We start from the raw sequence: 18,263 nt of genomic DNA on the forward strand, positions 1-18,263 counted from the left end.
GTAAAAATTAGTATTCTGAATTGATAACGACTTCTTCACCAAACTGACCTGCTTTAGGCAGTGGTTGGTAAGAAGAGTTAGCTGCACGCAGAATACGGACACCACGGATACCTAGCTCATCTGCTGCTGCGATATCCGCATCCGCATCACCGTAGTAAATTTTCAGTTTATGATCACGCATCCAGCTTACTTTGTTATTTGCACCAGGTTGGTCACCAGCAAAAATAACCGATTGCATTTTATCTGCTGGAATATTCAACCCTTCTTGAACATATTTGGTCACAGTCTCAGTTTTAGTTTGAGTACGACCCGTAATGAAATAAACAGTATCTCCACGTTTTAAGTGCATCTGAACAAGATCGATACCGACTTGTTTAGGCATACTGAATTTATCCCATTCGTTATTCATTTTTTCCCAGAATTCTGGGTTTTTCAGGTAACTGAAATCATTCGGAGAATATTCCAATTTACCACGATAAAAACCTGGGCTTGAGAACAGAACGGTGTCATCAATATCGAAACCAACCGCCATCGGCGCTTGGCCTGCTAAGCTTTTCTCGATATCTGCAACAGAAACCCAGTTAATAGGTTGTTGTTGTGCTAATTGAGCAACAGTAACACCTGGACTCACTACTTCTGGCATATGAACTTTTGCCATTGCCGCGCCATTTAAACTTAACGCTAAAGCAATTGCACTAAAAGCTAACGTGACTTTACGCATTCTCTTTCCTTTAATTTTTATATTAATCACATACGGGAACAATCATAGACATCACGATTACATTTAAATGAGAGATAGCGCACGTTACGTTGTTTAAATTTTCATTTTTTTGTTAATTTACTTTCATTTTTTGATCTATCTAACACTTTGGAAAAAGAAAGCGCCATAAGCATATGCCCATAGCGCCTTTCTATTTGCCAATTTAAAGCAAGTCACGAAATAAAACTATTCTGTTATTTCAGCAACATTTGATGATGCAATTTTATCTTTTTCAGCCTGTTGACCAAACCCTTTTAATCCAACAACATGAACATGTTCTGTTCCATTGAACACTTTACGGACTAGTTTATAGGTTGTGCCTTTTTCTGGGCTAATATTTTCAGGTGCTGCAATAATGAGCTGCATATCTAAACGGTCACACAGTTCAAATAACGTTGCGATAGATTTCGCATCTAAACGCGCGGCTTCATCAAGGAAAAGTAAACGACAAGGTGAAATATCTTTTCCTCTTAAACGTCGTGATTCTTCTTCCCAGCTTTGTACAACCATCACTAAAATTGACATCCCCGTACCAATCGCTTCACCAGTAGATAAAGCACCACTTTCGGCTTTTAACCACCCTTCTGGTCCACGATTAACTTCAACATCCATTTCAAGATAATTACGGTAATCTAGCAGTTCTTCACCCACAGTTTGAGGCATCCGTTGTCCAATATCCACTTGTGGGTTGAGACGTTGATAAAGTTTCGCCATTGCTTCAGAGAACGTGAGGTTTTGGTTTTTAAATAAGTCTTGGTATTGATTGTCTTCTTCAGATAACACATCAAGAAGTACTTGATGACTTTCACGAATATTGACGTTAAGTCGCACACCACGCACTTGACCAAATGAAACCGCTTGCAAACCTTGGTTTAGCATCCGAATACGGTTTTGTTCGCGCTGAATAGTTTTACGGATAATATTTGCCACACTGCGTGAACTGATCGCTAATTTCTGCTCACGGTTGGTCAATTCTTCCGTTAAGCGAGCTAGCTCAATTTCCATCTGTTCAATTGCATCAACCGGATCGTCTGTTTTAATAATATCTTGGCGAATACGCTCTCTTAAATGCTGGTATACCGCAATAAAGAACTGAACTTTACGATCAGGATATTTAGCATCCTCAGAACGACGTAATGCATCGCGTAAATATTCATTATCAGCAACTGCTTGACGCAATGCTCCTAACGCTTTATCCGACATTGAACGTAATTCATCCGCAGAAAGATAAGCAAAGTCTCGACGATGTAAACGACGTTCCATACCATTTTCTTTGACCAATCGCATTACTGCACACCAACCCGCTTTTGCACTCACAACATGTTCACGGATTTGAATATAATCACGCTCAAGTTTACGAATTTTTTTAGTCAGATTATCGCGTTCCGCTTCACTCAATGCGATATCACGCTCAAGTTGACTAATACGAGTACGGTTAGCACTGACTGCCGAATAACGTTGATCACGTAGCTCTTTTGCTCTGGTTTCAGCACCAACATCAATTTGGATCCCCGTGTCACGCATCTCTTGCTCAAGCTCTCTAAGCAATTCAGATTTAGTATCAAAAGAGCTCTTTAATGAGGCCAACACTTGATTAAATTGAGCACATTGGGCTTGTTGTTGACGATAAAGCTCTCTTGCTGTCGTACGTTCTGTCTCAGCCATTTCTAAACGGTGACGTAACTTTTCGTTAAGATCGCTGTTTTCACTGACAATTTCAACGGCATCACTATAGCTAAAGTGCGCGCGACGTTGTGCCACTTCCACCAGCAAGAAAGCTTGTTGTTGATAACGCTGTTGCTCTACTTTAGCTTGTTCGTAATCTTGTGCTAATTGTTCATGCTCTTGAGGATCACTTTGTAAAATTGACGCAATAGGCTCTAGGGTTGCTAACGCTTTTTCATGACGTTGTAAGTGACGCATAGATTCTTCAGCGGTATACAGCTCCTCACGGAGCTCTTCAACGCGATCAATCAGCGTTTCATCCATCAAGATATTCACTTGAGGGATCAGTTTATTAAGTAAATTCAGTGACTCTTTAGCACGGGCATAATGTTGACGTTGCTGCTGAGTACTTTCTTCATACTGTGCGAGTGCTCTTTCTAGCTCATTACGTCTTTGATTAAGTTGGCGGATATCTTCTTCAGGATCGGCTTCAAAGGCCACTGAAATATGTTGTCCGACAAATTGACTAAAAGCATGGTGAGCACGTTGAATTTTCTGCACGTCAAAAGCTTGTGTTGCATAAAGCTCAGAAAGCTCATCTCGTTGACGAGATAAAATCTCTAATTGGTTTTCACGCGCTGCACGACCAAAAAGTGGAATTTCTGGGTAACGAGAATAACGCCATTGTCTATCTGAGCTTTTAATCAGAACCGCTTTATTCATCTCTTGTGCATTAAATACACTGTCATCGAAAGATTGTGGATCACCTTCAATAAAATAGAGATCTTCAGGACAATCTTCTAATGTTTCTAATTGTTCCTGAATTGGAGCGAGATCTTGTACCACAATAGCATGGCGTGCAGGACCATATAATGCAGAGAAATAAGGTGCATCATCTAACGTAATATCATCATAAATCTCTGATAATAGGACCCCATTAAAGCGCTCTGCTAACGTAATTAACCGCCCATCTTCAGCACCACTTGGCTGACTTAAACGTTCAATTTGTGCTTCGATTTGCTGTTTACGCGTTGCAGTTTCATCACGTAATACGGTGGCTTCACGCTCTTTTTCAAGTAACTGCTGCATATATTCTGTTACTTGATGGCCCGTTTCAAAAGATTGACGAGTCTGCTCACATAATTGCGTTAATGCATCTTGTGCCGCAAGCCATGCGGGGGCTTGTTTCTTTAATTTTTCAATTTGTTGTTTGAGTTGATCGAGCTCTTGACGCATTTGCATGCGATGTTCACCAGACTCATTGACATAATCGCTAAGTTCTTCAATTTTAGCTTCTAGCTCATCTTGTAGAATTAAGAGATCGTCAGGCTCCATGGATTTACCATGGTGTTTATTAAATTCTTCAAGCTGGTGCTGAGCATTATTTCGTTGATGTAAACGTTGCTCTAACTCTGCTAACTGCATTCTGATAGGATGAACCCTGTCAGCTTGATGTCGATGCGAAGACCATTCACGTAACGCCGTTTTAGCTGCACTCCATGCATCTTTACGATCAACCTCACCTACAATGGTGCTAACCAGTTTATAGGCTTGATCAAATTGTGTTTTCGCGGCATCAGAAACATTGAGTTTCTGTTCCATAGAAAGCAAGGTGTGAGTAATGGTTTGAATTTTTGCTTGAATACGTTCAGCCCACTGATCAGCATTACTTTCATCTAAATCAGCAATATCACATTGTGCTTTAGCACGCTCTAAGGCTTGCACAGCTTGGCGATATTGAATAGCACGTGTTTGTTGCACGTCTAATGCTTGTTGATAATCTGCCAACTGATTTTTTAGTTCATCCACTTCTTCTTCCGCGGACTCAACCCGCGCTTCAAGCTCTTCTTTCTTAGACGCAGCTTCTTCAACAACTTCGCTTTGTTCTTCTAAGCGGAAAGTTATCTCTTCCACATCAGCAACATAACGATCAATTTTTTCTTGCTGACGAACCGCATTTTGTACCAAGTTTAATCGGTCACTTGCCGCTTGATAATCCGCTTCAAGATCAGAAGAAAGCGCTTGTTGTTCTTCTAACTCTTTGCCCATTTCAACAAAACGGTAGGCTTCATTATTAATAGATTTTCGCTGACTCCATAATTCTCGACGTACATTTAAAGCTTCATCAAGATGAACACGCCTTTCATTGGCATGGCGCATATAGTCAGCCGCAACATAAGAGGTTGCTTCTGTAATCAGGTGTTTAAATAAATCACGATCAGATTGAGTGACACGAATCGCTTCAAGTGTCATACGGTTTTCCCGCAATGCCCCTTCCATATCTTGAAATGCTTTTCTTACACCGCTATTTTCAGGTAATAAGTAGTCACGTAAAGAACGGGTAATTGCACTCGAAATCCCCCCATACAACGATGCTTCAATTAAACGATAGAATTTCGCGCGATCGCTTGCTGAACGTAAACGTTTAGGAATAACCCCTAAATCAAACATAACAGAATGGAAATCAGTGATTGAATTAAATTGTCTAAAAACAACACCATCAATCGCTTCGACTTTTTCTTTTAATTCATTTAGCGGTAACACACGTGCTTGGCGATCGGCAACAGCTTGCGTTAAGATTTCTGTTGGATTCTCTGCCATAGGCAACCCTTGGATCATAAAGGGTTTGATATCGACTTTTTTATCACGTCCTGCAATCTGTTGTAAACGCACACCAACCACTGCACGTAAATGTCGTGAGTTAATCACATCCAATACGGCATAACACACACCAGGACGCAGTTTCCCGTATAACCCTTTATCACGTGATCCGCTTGTCGATCCTGCTTCTGTGGTATTACGAAAGTGAAGTAAAGTGAGATCAGGGATCATAGCTGTGATAAATGCAGCCATGGTGGTTGATTTACCTGCACCATTTCCGCCTGATAACGTAGTCACCAACTCATCTAAATCAAAAGTACGAGCAAAAAAGCCATTCCAGTTGATCAATGTTAATGAGCGAAATTTTCCCCGTTCAATCATTTATTTTCTTCCTCCGCATCATCTTCACTCGACTGTAAATGCTCATCGTCATTTTCTTCTTCATCGTTTGGTGTGTCTGATCCCGTATCAAGTGCCATTGCTTCACCATCACGGATCATGCGCATTTGTGCTTCAATGGGTGAATCACCACTACGCACATCAGCACCGAAACGGAACACTGATTCAGTGATTGAAAAACGCTGTAAGTCATTTAATAAAAACGAGATCATTCCTAAGCGACGTAAGCGATTAAGAGATGTTCTCATTTTTTCTTGTAATTTTTGTAAATCAAGATCAGAGCCTGTTGAGCGCTGATTGACTAAACGAAGCAGTTTGGTTTCATCCGCTAACGTTCTCAATTCATCAAACAATTCTTGAACAGTGAATATACCCTGATTTGCTAACCGTTCTGGGCTTAGGTAGAGATAACAAAGAATTTTACCTACCAGCATATCCATTTCAGAAAGAACAGAGCGAGGGATAAGTGTGGTCGAGCGAGGACGTAAATAGAAAAAGCCTTCTGGTGCTCGAATTAACTCGACGTTATAACGCGCATAAAAATCGGATAACTCATCTTGGAAGTCCATCAAGAAAGCATGATTATCCAGAGAATCTATACCGATGTGTCGGCCAGCACGTAACTGACTATCCAGTTCAGGAAAAAGTGAGTTCGCTAATGCCTGAGCCAGTTTTGCTGGCATAAATTGTTCAGTATGTATCGATGACATGCGCCTGTACCTTAGCTCCATATTCGTTAATTTCTGACCATTTTGCAGGTAATCCCGCAAGTTCAGCGCGTGCAACCCCTAATCGTACTGCTTGATCAATAACAATACGTGCCACATCAAAATGTTTTGGTTGTGGATAATGATTGAGGTATTCAACTAACACTGAACTGAGATCTAACGCTCGTTGTTCTAATTTGTAAGAAGCCAGCTCTTGCTCTACCCATTGTGCTATTTGTTCGTTCACTTCACTGAACATTTGATATTCGAGTTCTTCTGGCAGCTCACCCGTAACTTCTTCATCACGTAAAGTCAGCTCTTCATCACGCATATCAAACAACCTATCCGCATTGGCATAAGTTAATGCCCAAGGGCTTTCAAAATAATTTTGTACCGATTGACGTAACCGACGAGAGAAAATACGGTTTTTATCCATATCAATCGCCGTACGAATAAATTTATGAACATGTCGGTCATAGCCAATCCATAAATCAATAGATTGTTGACCCCAACTAATAATGCGGTCTAATTTGCTTTGAAGCTCAAAGACTAGTGTATCAATTTGCTCAACATGGCCCGTATTCATATTTGCTTCTTGAATACGTAATAGATTGGCTTGAAGCTTATCTCCCGCCGCTTCAAGTGTATCTTGCAACTCTCTTAATGTGCCTGATGTTTCAGATAACAATTGCTCACAGCTTGAAATTGCCGCTTGCCAATCTTGATTTAATAATTCAGCAATATCTTCTTTTACTGTATTTTGCTGCTCATCCATTATTCGCTGAGATAAATCGATGCTATCGAAAATTTCTGCAACAGAATATTTTAGGGGGGCAAAAACATTACGATGCCAATGATATTCATCTCCACCATCTTCCGCAGAGCTGGCTGCGGAATCAAGTTCACCGGCAACAATAGATAACTGCATAGACAAACGTAACGATGAAAACTCACGCTGGCGGATATAGTAATCACTAATTCCAATGCCTAACGGGGTTAAACGATATATTGCATTACCCTCTACCAGTTCACTGGTAAAACGGTTAAAAAGCCGCTGCTTTACCATGTCATTAATGGCATTATTAGCACGAACTTGTATTGATTCTATGGGTTGCTCAAAGCCTTTGCATACTTCTCTAAAGGCATCAATTAACTCACCTTCACTGATTTCGCCATCAAGGCGCTCGCCATTTAATACAGCAACAGCCATCAAAAAAGCTAATCTTTCAGGTGGCAGTGAGATAGAGAAATCATTTTTTCTCGCCCAAGACACTAACTCTGGAACGGTCTGGGTAAAATCACTCATAGTACATCCTTAATTTACACGCTTTTGTGCCATGACATGAATGTAACGCCCCAGACTGATGTAGGGCTCTTGCCGACAATATCGTTGCTCTAGTGCAAGCAATGATGGAAAATCTTTATTTTGTAGTTGGCGACTTTGCAAATAATCATGAAAAACACGCACCCCCGTTTTTCCTAAAATCGTCATTGAAAACTCAGCCAGCCATTGATAAACATCTTCAGGTTGTAATGGGTTTTGTGGTGATAACGATTTTTTTCTTCTACGCGGAATTTCGGGGTTTGCCAAATGAAAATTACCTAAAATTGCGTTTCTCATCACAATGCCATTCGCATTGTAAAACATTAGCGATAAGATACCATTAGGTTGCAATATATCGGTAAGAACATTTACGGCGTCTTTCTGATCCGTGATCCACTCCAATACGGCATGAAACAGAATTAAGTCAACCTTTTCATTAATATGCTCTTTAATCTCTTGAGCTGCACAACAAATAAACGTCATGTTCTCGACAACACCTTCTTCAATCGCCGCTTCTTTGGCGCGATTAAGCATCTCTTGTGATAAGTCACATAAAATGATTTGGTGTCCTAATTGAGCAAGCTGGCGAGAAAAATAACCTTCGCCTCCTCCTGCATCTAAAATCCGCAAACGCCGATGAGGTAAGAGAGTCAATAATTGTTGTAGATCTTCCCAAATCACAGCTTGGCGAATTTTGCCTTTTGTTGTGCCATAGATATTGCGGGAGAATTTATCTGCAATATCGTCAAAATTACGATCTGACATTAAAACGCCTCATGATAACAACTTGCTACTTGCGCTCTTTGCATTCTGATAAATTCAAAAAATATGAGACACTGTACATAAAATAAAGACAGCAATTTTACCAGTGTTCTATGATACTGACTGTTTTCTGTAAAGAAATAAGCCATGAATCAGACTATTCGCAAAGCGCAGTATAAATATAACGCTTATTAATGAAAAAATTAACGCTCAAACGTTTTTCGTTTTATAAATAATTAAATGGTTCTTTATTTCTATTGATAAAAACTGAGTGAAACATTGTTGTGCTCGCTATTTTGACACAATGACTTGGAATTCCCCTAGTTTTCACTAAGCTTTCGCTATCAATTGCATGTATTTCACTCAATCTAGGATGATTTATGCTGTTTTTGCTCAAAAAATATGTTGCAGGCTTTCTGATGCCCTTGCCTTTACTCTTATTAATCGCCTTTTTTGCATTAGCACTACTTTGGTTTACTCGTTGGCAAAAAACCGGAAAAAGTCTACTCACTGTTGTGCTTGTTCTGTTAACTATTTTAGGCATACAGCCTGTTGCCGATACACTATTAATGCCAAGTGAAAAAGAGTATCAAGCTCGTTATGAATTACGAGAAAATTCGCAGCAAGATGTGAACTACATTGTTGTTTTAGGTGGTGGATTTACTTATAACCCTGATTGGGCACCCAGTTCTAATCTTCTTAACAATAGCTTATTTCGTGTTGCTGAAGGTGTAAGGCTTTATTATCGTAATCCTAATGCGATACTCATTTTCACAGGTGGGGCAGGTGTTAATCAGATAAGTAGTGCAGAGGTGGCAGCTCAAGTGGCACAATCTTTAGGTGTTCCTGCTGAGAGAACTATCGCATTATCAACACCGAAAGATACCGAAGAAGAAGCCTATGAAGTTGATAAATTAATTGGTAAGAAACCATTTTTACTTGTGACTTCTGCCAACCATTTAGCCCGTGCTGAACGTTTCTTTTTAGCTCGCGGTATGAAACCTATCGTTGCACCTGCTAACCAATTAGCAATCAGTTCTCCATTGCATCCTTGGGAGAAATATTTTCCTTCCGCCACTTATTTTCAACACAGTGAACGTGCATGGTATGAGTTTTTAGGATCAATGTGGCAATCAGTAAAACCTGCTGGGCAACCAGCGACTATTCCTGAAAATGAAAATCATCAATCTGATAAGGACGAAAGCCAATAATCAAAAATTTCTCCGCAGAATGATACCAAAACGGCACTTAATTTAAGTGCCGTTGAAATTTATTTGTTTTTTACTGTACGAGAAGAGATCAAATTGCTTTTGTTTGCCTGATCATAGGAAGATTTAAGCTGGCGCATTGCTTCTATTTTACGTTCCATTACACTCATTTTTTTCAATTTAGAAATATCGTGTTTTGATAGCATATCCTCTCCCCGTTTCTCCAATATCATGGGTAATAATTGATACTACTTCAACCGACAAAGCCTGTAAAACTCTATCATAATAGCGCTTTAATTTATGGTTTTCTGCAATAAACAAATATGCTTTAGAGCCATATATCTTACAATGAAGAGTAATTATCATTTCTAACGCTTCAGTTAATTCTTTTTGAAAATGAAATTTTCGTGAACACTTCCCTTTTTCTGGCGGCTTATAATACGTTTCATTAAGAAAATTTTCTTTTCTATCAAATTTTAAATCATAACAGTTATCTATAATTTCAAATCCAGCTTCTTCACTTCGATAACAAAGATATGCTTTATCCATAATGTTAATTTGAGTAAAAAACAAAATAAAATTAAATTCATCAATAAAGAAATCATATGTATGCGCAATAAAATTATTGTTGGGGAATTCTTGAAACCTACCTGAATATCGTATCATCATATAAAAACTAAGTTAATAAACCTAACGACACACTAACATAAATAATTCTTACCGCAGATAGTGAATCTCACTTTTCAGACAAACTTTATTTATCATAGGCTTAATTAACTTAATAGGTAAGAATTGCTGTAAAATGTAGACTGTATAAATACAAAAACGGCACTTAATTTAAGTGCCGTTGAAATTTATTTGTAACCATTAAGAATTAGAATTCTTGGTTAAGTGCGCGATATGCCGTTCTTGCTGCGACAAGATCATCTTGAGTATCTACCCCCACACCAGGAACTTCTAATGCTTTTGCAACATGGATTTTTTCGCCATACCACAGCACTCGTAGCTGCTCTAACATTTCAATAGATTCTAATGGGCTTGGTTCCCAAGTAATATATCGACGTATAAAGCCTGCACGATAAGCATAAATGCCAATATGACGGAGATAATGCTCACCAATTTCATCATGTGATAAATTAAAACGGTCTCTTTCCCAAGGAATGGTTGCACGAGAAAAATACAGTGCAAAACCTTTTGCATCCATCACCACTTTCACAGCATTAGGATTAAAAGCTTCTTTTGAATCAACAATTGGCACTGCCAATGTTGCCATTCCCGCACCACAGTTTGCTAAATTTTCAGCAACTTGAGTAATAATCACAGGTGGAATAAGAGGTTCATCGCCTTGTACGTTAACAATTATCTCATCATCTGCAAATTGATATTTTTCAATGACCTCAGCTAAACGTTCTGTGCCTGAATGGTGGTCTTCGCGAGTCATACACGCTTCTCCACCCGCCTTTTCAACTGCAGCAACAACATCTAAGTTATCTGTTGCAACAATGACACGATTTGCACCAGAGCGCATAGCCTGTTCCATCACACGAACAATCATAGGTTTACCATGAATATCCGCGAGGGGTTTACCCGGTAAACGAGTCGATGCATATCGACCAGGGATAATGACCGTGAACATGAAGTTACTTTTCCTCTTCTAATGACAATTCTCTTGCTTCATTCTCCAGAAGAACGGGGATATTGTCACGAACAGGATAAGCTAAATGATCAATTTTGCAGATAAGCTCTGAGTTTTCTTTATCAAAGATAAGTTTGCCGTGGCAGACTGGACAAGCAATAATTTCAAGTAAGCGGTGATCCATTTTGTCCCTCTCAAGGGTTAATCATTTTATATGGCAAAAGGATATCATAAGGAAGGATCAGCGTTAATACTCAAAGCCGCTCGTTTAGTCATAATTCAGAAATTATTTTAGCAATTAATAAATTTATTATTTTCTCTTTTACTATAAGCAACAAAAAAGCCACATTAATGTGGCTTTTTATCGTTGAGTCTGCAACATTATTAATAAAGAATTACATTCCGCTTTTATTGATAATAATTTAACCTTTTTATTATCTTTATTGCATTCTAATTAACGTAGCGACCCTTTTATATTACTTACTGAGCGTGATGATAAACATTTTATCTTTATCCCACCCTAAATAAGCATAAACGATAATTTAAGCTCAAGGTTAAATTATCGTTTTATCTGTACTAACAAGGCTAAATTTTATTTAAAACCCTATAACATCAGCAGCTTCTAGACCTGCTGCTGTTCTGATAACAGAAAATTCAACGTGTTGACCTTCTGTTAATGCTTTATTTTTTGTATTGGCAATCGCTTTTTTATTGACATAAACTTCTTGTTCAATATCTCTTGCAACAATAAGACCATAACCTTTGTTATTGTCGAACCATTTTACGCGACCCATTCTTAATTGTAATGTCATGATAGATAAACTCCTTTTGTTCTTTGTATAGTTTTTATTTTTCTATACAAATGCATCCTACTTTTTATTAAGTCTTCTTATATAAAATCCCAATTAAATTCTGAACACATTAATTTAAGTAGTGCATTTTATTATTCAATATAAATGTTCAAAACCGTGATAGCTAAGCTTAATGAATATCTATAGGCTCAATAAATATTTACAGCATGTTCATGACAAAAAGATGACATGAGAAAAGCATCTTATTGTGCACCTATAAATTAGATAACCGAATATAACGATTAATAGTCACTATTTAAAATAGTTTCTACCTTCTATTGTGCACAAAACCTATTACATTCACAGCAAAAAAATATTACGTCCTACATCAAAGATCCACAAATCTCTACACAAGGCTTTTGAGTAGATAGGGTATTTTGCGAGTTAAATTGAACTACGACAAAAGCGATATGTGACTGTGGGTAGGTAATCTTTTATGTAACACTATCCTGATTTCCACTATAAATATCATTGTTTCAGATCAGATACAAGTTTTTTTCGAGCCGTAAATTAAATTACTGACTTGTTTTAGCACAGATTGGTTATTTAACTCTGCACTTACTGGTAAATACCACCAGTTTTCCTGTGCAAAATGCCGACATTTAACAGCATCTTTTTCTGTCATAATTAGCGCTTCTTGGTGAGGTGTTAAATCTTGCAATTCTTGTGCGCTATAATCGCTATGGTCACTAAATGCTTTGGTGGCTATTAATTCAATGCCTTTTTCCTGCAAAGAATTAAAAAAACGAGGAGGATGTCCGATACCAGCTATTGCAACCGCTTTATCGATTTGTTGAACCGGTTTCTTTTCACCTGTCTTAAGGTTAACAATGATATCCCCTTTTAAAACCATCGCTATCTCATTGCCTTGGCTTAATCCACCGTTAACAATAATTGCATCAACAGAATGTAAGCGCCCGGCTCGTTCACGCATAGGGCCAGCGGGCAACCACCAACCATTGCCAAATCGTCGTTGTCCGTCGATAACAACTATTTCATAGTCTCGTTGTAGTGCATAGTGCTGTAAACCATCATCCGTGATGATCACATCAAGATTATACTGCGCTAATAAAGCTTTTACTGCCTCTCGTCGATTAGGTGCAACGGCAACAGGTGCACCTGTTCGATGATAAATTAACACAGGTTCATCACCCGCCATCGCGGGTGTTGTTTCTGATGTTAAGAGCAATGGATAATGGTCTGATTTCCCACCATAACCGCGAGATACAACCCCAGGTTTAAACCCCTGCTGAATTAATTGCTCAACAAGCCATATAACAACAGGTGTTTTACCATTACCACCCGCTGTTAAATTCCCCACAACAACGACGGGGACAGGGGCTTTCCATGATGCCAATCCACCTTTTTGATAAGCAAAGCGCCTAAATACAGTAATAGCGCCATACAACCATGAAAATGGCAGCAATAGAAGATAAAACCAAGATTTACCAGACCAAATCCGTTCAATCATTTACCAAATTGCATCCTGTGAAGTTGTGCATAAACACCTTGTTGCTCAATCAAATCAAGGTGTGCGCCACGTTCAACAATTTCACCATCTTCAATAACTAATATTTCATCCGCTTTTTCAATGGTAGATAAGCGGTGGGCTATCACTAAAGAGGTTCTATTTTTCTGTAGTTCATCCAGTGCAGATTGGATCGCGCGCTCTGATTCTGTATCCAGTGCTGATGTGGCTTCATCAAGGATAAGGATCGGTGAATCACGTAGTAACGCCCTTGCTATCGCGATACGTTGACGTTGTCCACCCGAAAGCAAAACACCATTTTCGCCAATTTCGGTATCTAGGCCTTTATCCATTTTATTGATAAAGTCCATGGCATGTGCCATTTTCGCTGCTTTCTCGATATCCTCACGGCTATATTGGTCTTCACAGGCATAAACAATATTGTTTGCTACTGTTTCATTGAATAAATGAACATTTTGTGAAACTAGCGCCACTTGGTTCCGTAAAGATTTCAATGTGTAGTCACGAATATCATGACCATTAATCAATATTTGCCCTTCATTGATATCATAGAAGCGGGTAATTAAGTTAGCAATAGTCGATTTACCTGAGCCTGAACGTCCAACCAAAGCAACTGTTTTCCCTGCTGGAATAGTAAATGACATATTTTTCAAGGCAGGTGTATCTTTTGTCACATATTGGAAAGTTACATTACGAAATTCAATATCACCCGTTGGTTTTTTCAGCTCTAACTTACCAGTGTCTTTTTCTTGCTCCATATCGAGGATAGCAAATAAAGTCTGACACGCAGCCATACCTCGTTGAAATTGAGCATTCACATTTGTCAGAGATTTCAATGGACGCATTAATGCCACCATTGAGGAGAAAACGACCGTAATTGTTCCTGCGGTAAGTGTTTCCATAATTTCAGGAAAACTTGCAGCATAAAGAACAAAAGCTAATGCAAATGAAGCAATTAATTGAATAATAGGATCTGAAATTGATGATGCAACAACCATACGCATACCTTGGCGGCGAATATGGTTACTCACATGATTAAAACGTTTATTTTCAACTTCTTGACCATTAAAAATTAAAACTTCTTTATGCCCTTTCAGCATTTGTTCAGCACTCGTTGTGACTTGTCCCATGCTGTTTTGAATACGTTTACTGATCGTTCTAAAACGAGTCGATACCACTCGGATGACAATAGCAACAACAGGTGCAATCACAATCAAGATAAGTGACAATTGCCAACTATAATAGAACATCAATGCAAATAGCCCGATGATATAAGCACCTTCACGGACAACAGTAATTAATGCACCTGATGAAGATGAAGCAACTTGCTCTGAATCATAAGTGATACGAGAAAGCAAAGTTCCTGTTGATTGCTGATCAAAAAAGCTCACCGGCATTCCCATAATATGAGAAAACAACCGACGACGCATATTCATTACAACTTTTCCAGATACCCAAGAAAGGCAGTAACTTGAAATAAAGTTAGATATACCGCGCAGAACTATCAGTCCAATAACAGCAATAGGCATCCATTTTAATACGTCATTACTTGCTTTACCAAAACCTTCATCGAGAAGTGGCTTTAATAAAGAAATCATAAATGCATCTACACCCGCATTGATGATTAATGCAATTGCTGCTGTGATCAAACCTGCTTTGAAAATCCGAATCATCGGCCATAAGCGTCGAAATGTTTGCCACGTTGATAGGTCTATATCATTCATATATATTACCAAACTTTTAATAATTAGCCGGTCATTCTACTCGGGAAACGTCAAAACACCAAACCACTGATGATACCAACGAGGTAAAATATCTCGTCTATAGGTAAATACATCAATATTATCGTGATTAAACTCGATAGAAATCTGCCCACTAATAGGGGTTGTTAGCCAATTAATGGCTTCTTTTTTATAACGGTGATGTACTTTATCAGAAGGTAAATGCCAAGGGCTATAACGAGCCACAGAAACTAAAGCAAATTTTGGTGATACTGCTTGAATAAACGCTAATGTTGACGATGTTTGACTACCATGATGCGGAACTTGCAAGATATCCGCTTTTAATTGTGATTTTTCCAGCCTGACTAATTGAGATTCGGCTTCTTTTTCTATGTCGCCCGTTAATAAAATATTCTGTTTACCATCACTAACATTAATAACACAAGACTGATTGTTTTTTGGAGAGCGTGAGGTATTCAGTGGCCATATTGCATCGAAATTAAGTCCTTTCCATTGCCATGATACTCCTTGTACACACGGTAAATGCGTGGGTGAATCAAAACTACTGCGCAACGTTAAATTAGGATAAGTCATAAATAGATCATCCATTCCGCCGGTATGATCAAGATGATCGTGACTAATGATCAAAGCCACAGGATTAAGCCGATGATACTTTAAATAAGGGATAATCACACTCTTCGCAATTGAACCACCGCTTTTCCAACGGATCCCAGTATCATAAATGACAGCCTCCCCCTCTTTTTCAATAATAATAGCCAAACCATGCCCTACATCTAGCATTGATATACGCCATTGATAACGTGTGGAAGCAGTACATTCACAATAAAAAATAGTCACAATAGTGATTAGCAAAATAAAATGGTGACGCCACCATGACATTCGTATCACTAAAATTATTCCAATACCCAAAAACGCGACTAAAAAGGAAAGCCTACCACTATTTTGCCAATAGGGTAAAAATACAGGAGCACACCAAAAAGCAAAATTGATAGAAAGATCAACCCAGTGCCAAAGCAATGGCTGTGAAAATGAAAAGAATGATGTCAATAATCCTAACATTATCAAGGGAACAGTAATAAAGGAAATAATGGGAACTGCCCATAAATTAACGATTAAACTAAAAAAATTAGCGCCACCAAATAAATAAAACTGAAAAGGTAATAAAATAATTAATAAGCCAAATTGTAAGTGCATTAGCCTCAGAATAAACCAACGCTTTTGGTAATTATATTTTGATTTTAATGGACACATCCAATACCAAAAAATAATGGCAAATACAGCTGAAAATGAAAGCCAAAAACTGGCTGAAAGAATTGAAAGAGGTTCAATAATAAGAATAAGGGCTGCACTCCAAAGTGCCCACTGCCAAGGAAGGAATAATCGACTCCCCCAATGTAGTATCACCCAAACACTTAACCCAATAACGGCCCTTGTTGCTGGTATTCCCCAACCCGATAATGCCGCATAAAAAACACCACATCCCCAAGCAATAATCAGTGGAAATTGTGTATTTATCCATTTTAAGGGGAAAAAAAACTGAATTCCTCTTGCAATAACCCACCCTACAAATGCAGCTAAACCTATATGTAAGCCGGAGATAACAATAAGATGCGCAACTCCTGTTTTCATATAAAGTTCTTTTCTTTCTGGATCTATTTGTCGTTTATCACCTAAAACTAAAGCAATAATTTCACCTTTATTTTTAGCGGTTTGCCAATAGGGTGAAACTGTATGAATAAACTGAGTACGTAACGGAATATCAGCATGAACAAATGTAGCTAGCATCACTTTTCCTGCTAATGTTTCTTTCATTGAAGCTGCATATTTTTGACTATCAAACCCACCTTCATTTAAATAGCTGTGAACAGCTCTAAATTGAATTTTAAATTTCCAATATTGTCCTATTGCGACATTATTAGGCGGGTTTCGCCAATATACACTAGCGTAAATAGTGGAAGAAAATACATGTTCTTTAGGTATAGGAATTTTAACAATCAGACTACCATCTGATAATTCACGATATTCAATAATAGGAGTTTCAAATGTCGCAATATTATCAACAAGCTGTGTTGTTCTCGCCATTAACGATTGTGCAGCAAGATTTGAATAAACCCAGAAAAATAAAAATAATGCTAAAAAACGAATTAAAGAGAAAGGTATTAGCAATAAAATTATTGCGATAGTAATGACAATATAATAAGTAATTTGACTAAAAAGTGTATGTTGCATTAATAAAGGCAAACACCCTAATATTATAGCTAAAGTAATATGATCTAAAGTCAGCGTCGTAAAATACAATCGTTGAAAGTATGTTGAATGAAAGCAGTGCTGTTTTATTAGCAATATTCTCAGCTGAAAAGCACTTATTATCTTCTCCAATAAAATCATCATTCCTATTTCCACCTCAAATAATTTCTTTATATATCATGAGATTATAATAAAACTAAAGATAGCTATTAAGGCTGTTTTTTAGAGCCTCTTTATAAAAAAGAAAAGCCGTTTTGTCATATACACTATCTTTTGAGAAGGTGCTCGAAAAAACTAAAACAATTTAGTGAGAATGGTGATTAAATCGAGAAATTAAAATTAAACTACAATAAAGTAATACAAGAAAAAGTAAGAAAGAGGATAACTTGAGTAACAGAGATTTCATAAAATGAAAGAAGGAATTAAAGGCGAGAACCAGAAAGGAATAATACAGAATTAATAAAAGATAATAAATATGAATAAAAAAGAATAAAAAAACGACACCTAAGTGTCGTTTTTGAGAAAGTTAACTAACATCGTGCCATTTCGACAGGAGTTATTATTCCGTGTAAATATTTACGCGGTCACGCAACTCTTTGCCTGGCTTAAAGTGTGGAACGTATTTACCTTCCAGGTCTACTTTATCACCAGTCTTCGGGTTACGACCCGTACGCGGCGCACGGTAGTGTAGAGAAAAACTGCCGAATCCGCGGACTTCGATACGCTCACCATCAGCTAAAGTATCAGCCATATGATCAAGCATTTCTTTTACAGCTTCTTCAACCGTCTTAGCCGAAAGATGAGATTGTAGGCCTGCAAGTCTCTCGATTAACTCAGACTTGGTCATATTACCTCCCTAAACTACCGATAAA

The 18,263-nt window shown here is 38.1% G+C and carries 14 protein-coding genes; 1 reads left to right on the forward strand and 13 read right to left on the reverse strand.

Annotated features, from left to right (window positions below):
* Window positions 1-7: 7 nt before the first annotated feature.
* The 5 genes from aphA to cmoM all read right to left on the reverse strand — a co-directional run bounded on the left by aphA (window position 8) and on the right by cmoM (window position 8,221).
* A complete protein-coding gene (aphA, locus tag INT39_RS04060) occupies window positions 8-721 on the reverse strand; it encodes an acid phosphatase AphA (protein WP_193014208.1) in 714 nt (237 codons plus the stop codon).
* Between the two features lie 225 nt (window positions 722-946).
* Window positions 947-5,407 (reverse strand): chromosome partition protein MukB, encoded by a 4,461-nt coding sequence (gene mukB / locus INT39_RS04065; protein WP_193014207.1) that lies wholly within the window; start codon window positions 5,405-5,407, stop codon window positions 947-949.
* Complete coding sequence (gene mukE / locus INT39_RS04070; RefSeq protein ID WP_193014206.1) at window positions 5,404-6,135, reverse strand: chromosome partition protein MukE; 732 nt, start codon at window positions 6,133-6,135, stop codon at window positions 5,404-5,406. Before mukE ends, mukB begins: the two co-directional genes overlap by 4 nt.
* Window positions 6,116-7,438, reverse strand: coding sequence for a chromosome partition protein MukF (mukF, locus tag INT39_RS04075; protein ID WP_193014205.1), 1,323 nt, complete (start codon window positions 7,436-7,438; stop codon window positions 6,116-6,118). The genes mukE and mukF overlap by 20 nt, the downstream gene beginning before the upstream one ends.
* 9 nt (window positions 7,439-7,447) lie before the next feature.
* Window positions 7,448-8,221: a tRNA uridine 5-oxyacetic acid(34) methyltransferase CmoM gene (gene cmoM / locus INT39_RS04080; protein ID WP_193014204.1), complete on the reverse strand. Its 774-nt coding sequence runs from the start codon at window positions 8,219-8,221 to the stop codon at window positions 7,448-7,450.
* Between the two features lie 377 nt (window positions 8,222-8,598).
* Here cmoM and elyC point away from each other — a divergent pair, with 377 nt between their 5' ends.
* Window positions 8,599-9,429, forward strand: coding sequence for an envelope biogenesis factor ElyC (gene elyC, locus INT39_RS04085; protein WP_193014203.1), 831 nt, complete (start codon window positions 8,599-8,601; stop codon window positions 9,427-9,429).
* Between the two features lie 177 nt (window positions 9,430-9,606).
* Here the strand turns inward: elyC and INT39_RS04090 are convergent, their stop codons facing one another.
* The 8 genes from INT39_RS04090 to ihfB form a co-directional block, all read right to left on the reverse strand.
* A complete protein-coding gene (locus INT39_RS04090) occupies window positions 9,607-10,095 on the reverse strand; it encodes a hypothetical protein (protein WP_193014202.1) in 489 nt (162 codons plus the stop codon).
* A 205-nt stretch (window positions 10,096-10,300) separates the two neighbouring features.
* Entirely contained in the window at window positions 10,301-11,062 is a 762-nt protein-coding gene (kdsB, locus tag INT39_RS04095) for a 3-deoxy-manno-octulosonate cytidylyltransferase (protein ID WP_193014201.1), read from the reverse strand.
* Between the two features lie 4 nt (window positions 11,063-11,066).
* Window positions 11,067-11,246 carry a Trm112 family protein gene (locus INT39_RS04100; protein ID WP_004244593.1) on the reverse strand — a complete coding sequence of 60 codons (180 nt, stop codon included), beginning with the start codon at window positions 11,244-11,246 and terminating at the stop codon, window positions 11,067-11,069.
* Window positions 11,247-11,658: 412 nt separating this feature from the next.
* Window positions 11,659-11,874 carry a cold-shock protein gene (locus INT39_RS04105; RefSeq protein WP_193014200.1) on the reverse strand — a complete coding sequence of 72 codons (216 nt, stop codon included), beginning with the start codon at window positions 11,872-11,874 and terminating at the stop codon, window positions 11,659-11,661.
* Window positions 11,875-12,394: 520 nt separating this feature from the next.
* Window positions 12,395-13,384 (reverse strand): tetraacyldisaccharide 4'-kinase, encoded by a 990-nt coding sequence (gene lpxK, locus INT39_RS04110; protein WP_193014199.1) that lies wholly within the window; start codon window positions 13,382-13,384, stop codon window positions 12,395-12,397.
* On the reverse strand, window positions 13,381-15,126 hold the full coding sequence (msbA, locus tag INT39_RS04115) for a lipid A ABC transporter ATP-binding protein/permease MsbA (protein ID WP_193014198.1): 1,746 nt from the start codon (window positions 15,124-15,126) through the stop codon (window positions 13,381-13,383). The genes lpxK and msbA overlap by 4 nt, the downstream gene beginning before the upstream one ends.
* A 36-nt stretch (window positions 15,127-15,162) precedes the next feature.
* Entirely contained in the window at window positions 15,163-17,535 is a 2,373-nt protein-coding gene (locus INT39_RS04120; protein WP_226944491.1) for a DNA internalization-related competence protein ComEC/Rec2, read from the reverse strand.
* A 415-nt stretch (window positions 17,536-17,950) separates the two neighbouring features.
* Window positions 17,951-18,238 (reverse strand): integration host factor subunit beta, encoded by a 288-nt coding sequence (gene ihfB, locus INT39_RS04125; RefSeq protein WP_006537420.1) that lies wholly within the window; start codon window positions 18,236-18,238, stop codon window positions 17,951-17,953.
* Between the last annotated feature and the right edge of the window lie 25 nt (window positions 18,239-18,263).

It is taken from the genome of Pseudomonas sp. FME51 (genome assembly GCF_014897305.1).

Bases quoted from the DNA above. Each gene is read 5' to 3' on its own strand.
- mukE (WP_193014206.1), bottom strand. From the start codon at position 6,135: ATGTCATCGATACATACTGAACAATTTATGCCAGCAAAACTGGCTCAG.
- lpxK (WP_193014199.1), bottom strand. From the start codon at position 13,384: ATGATTGAACGGATTTGGTCTGGTAAATCTTGGTTTTATCTTCTATTG.
- INT39_RS04105 (WP_193014200.1), bottom strand. From the start codon at position 11,874: ATGACATTACAATTAAGAATGGGTCGCGTAAAATGGTTCGACAATAAC.
- cmoM (WP_193014204.1), bottom strand. From the start codon at position 8,221: ATGTCAGATCGTAATTTTGACGATATTGCAGATAAATTCTCCCGCAAT.
- ihfB (WP_006537420.1), bottom strand. From the start codon at position 18,238: ATGACCAAGTCTGAGTTAATCGAGAGACTTGCAGGCCTACAATCTCAT.
- mukF (WP_193014205.1), bottom strand. From the start codon at position 7,438: ATGAGTGATTTTACCCAGACCGTTCCAGAGTTAGTGTCTTGGGCGAGA.
- INT39_RS04100 (WP_004244593.1), bottom strand. From the start codon at position 11,246: ATGGATCACCGCTTACTTGAAATTATTGCTTGTCCAGTCTGCCACGGC.
- INT39_RS04090 (WP_193014202.1), bottom strand. From the start codon at position 10,095: ATGATGATACGATATTCAGGTAGGTTTCAAGAATTCCCCAACAATAAT.
- aphA (WP_193014208.1), bottom strand. From the start codon at position 721: ATGCGTAAAGTCACGTTAGCTTTTAGTGCAATTGCTTTAGCGTTAAGT.
- elyC (WP_193014203.1), top strand. From the start codon at position 8,599: ATGCTGTTTTTGCTCAAAAAATATGTTGCAGGCTTTCTGATGCCCTTG.
- kdsB (WP_193014201.1), bottom strand. From the start codon at position 11,062: ATGTTCACGGTCATTATCCCTGGTCGATATGCATCGACTCGTTTACCG.
- msbA (WP_193014198.1), bottom strand. From the start codon at position 15,126: ATGAATGATATAGACCTATCAACGTGGCAAACATTTCGACGCTTATGG.
- INT39_RS04120 (WP_226944491.1), bottom strand. From the start codon at position 17,535: ATGATGATTTTATTGGAGAAGATAATAAGTGCTTTTCAGCTGAGAATA.
- mukB (WP_193014207.1), bottom strand. From the start codon at position 5,407: ATGATTGAACGGGGAAAATTTCGCTCATTAACATTGATCAACTGGAAT.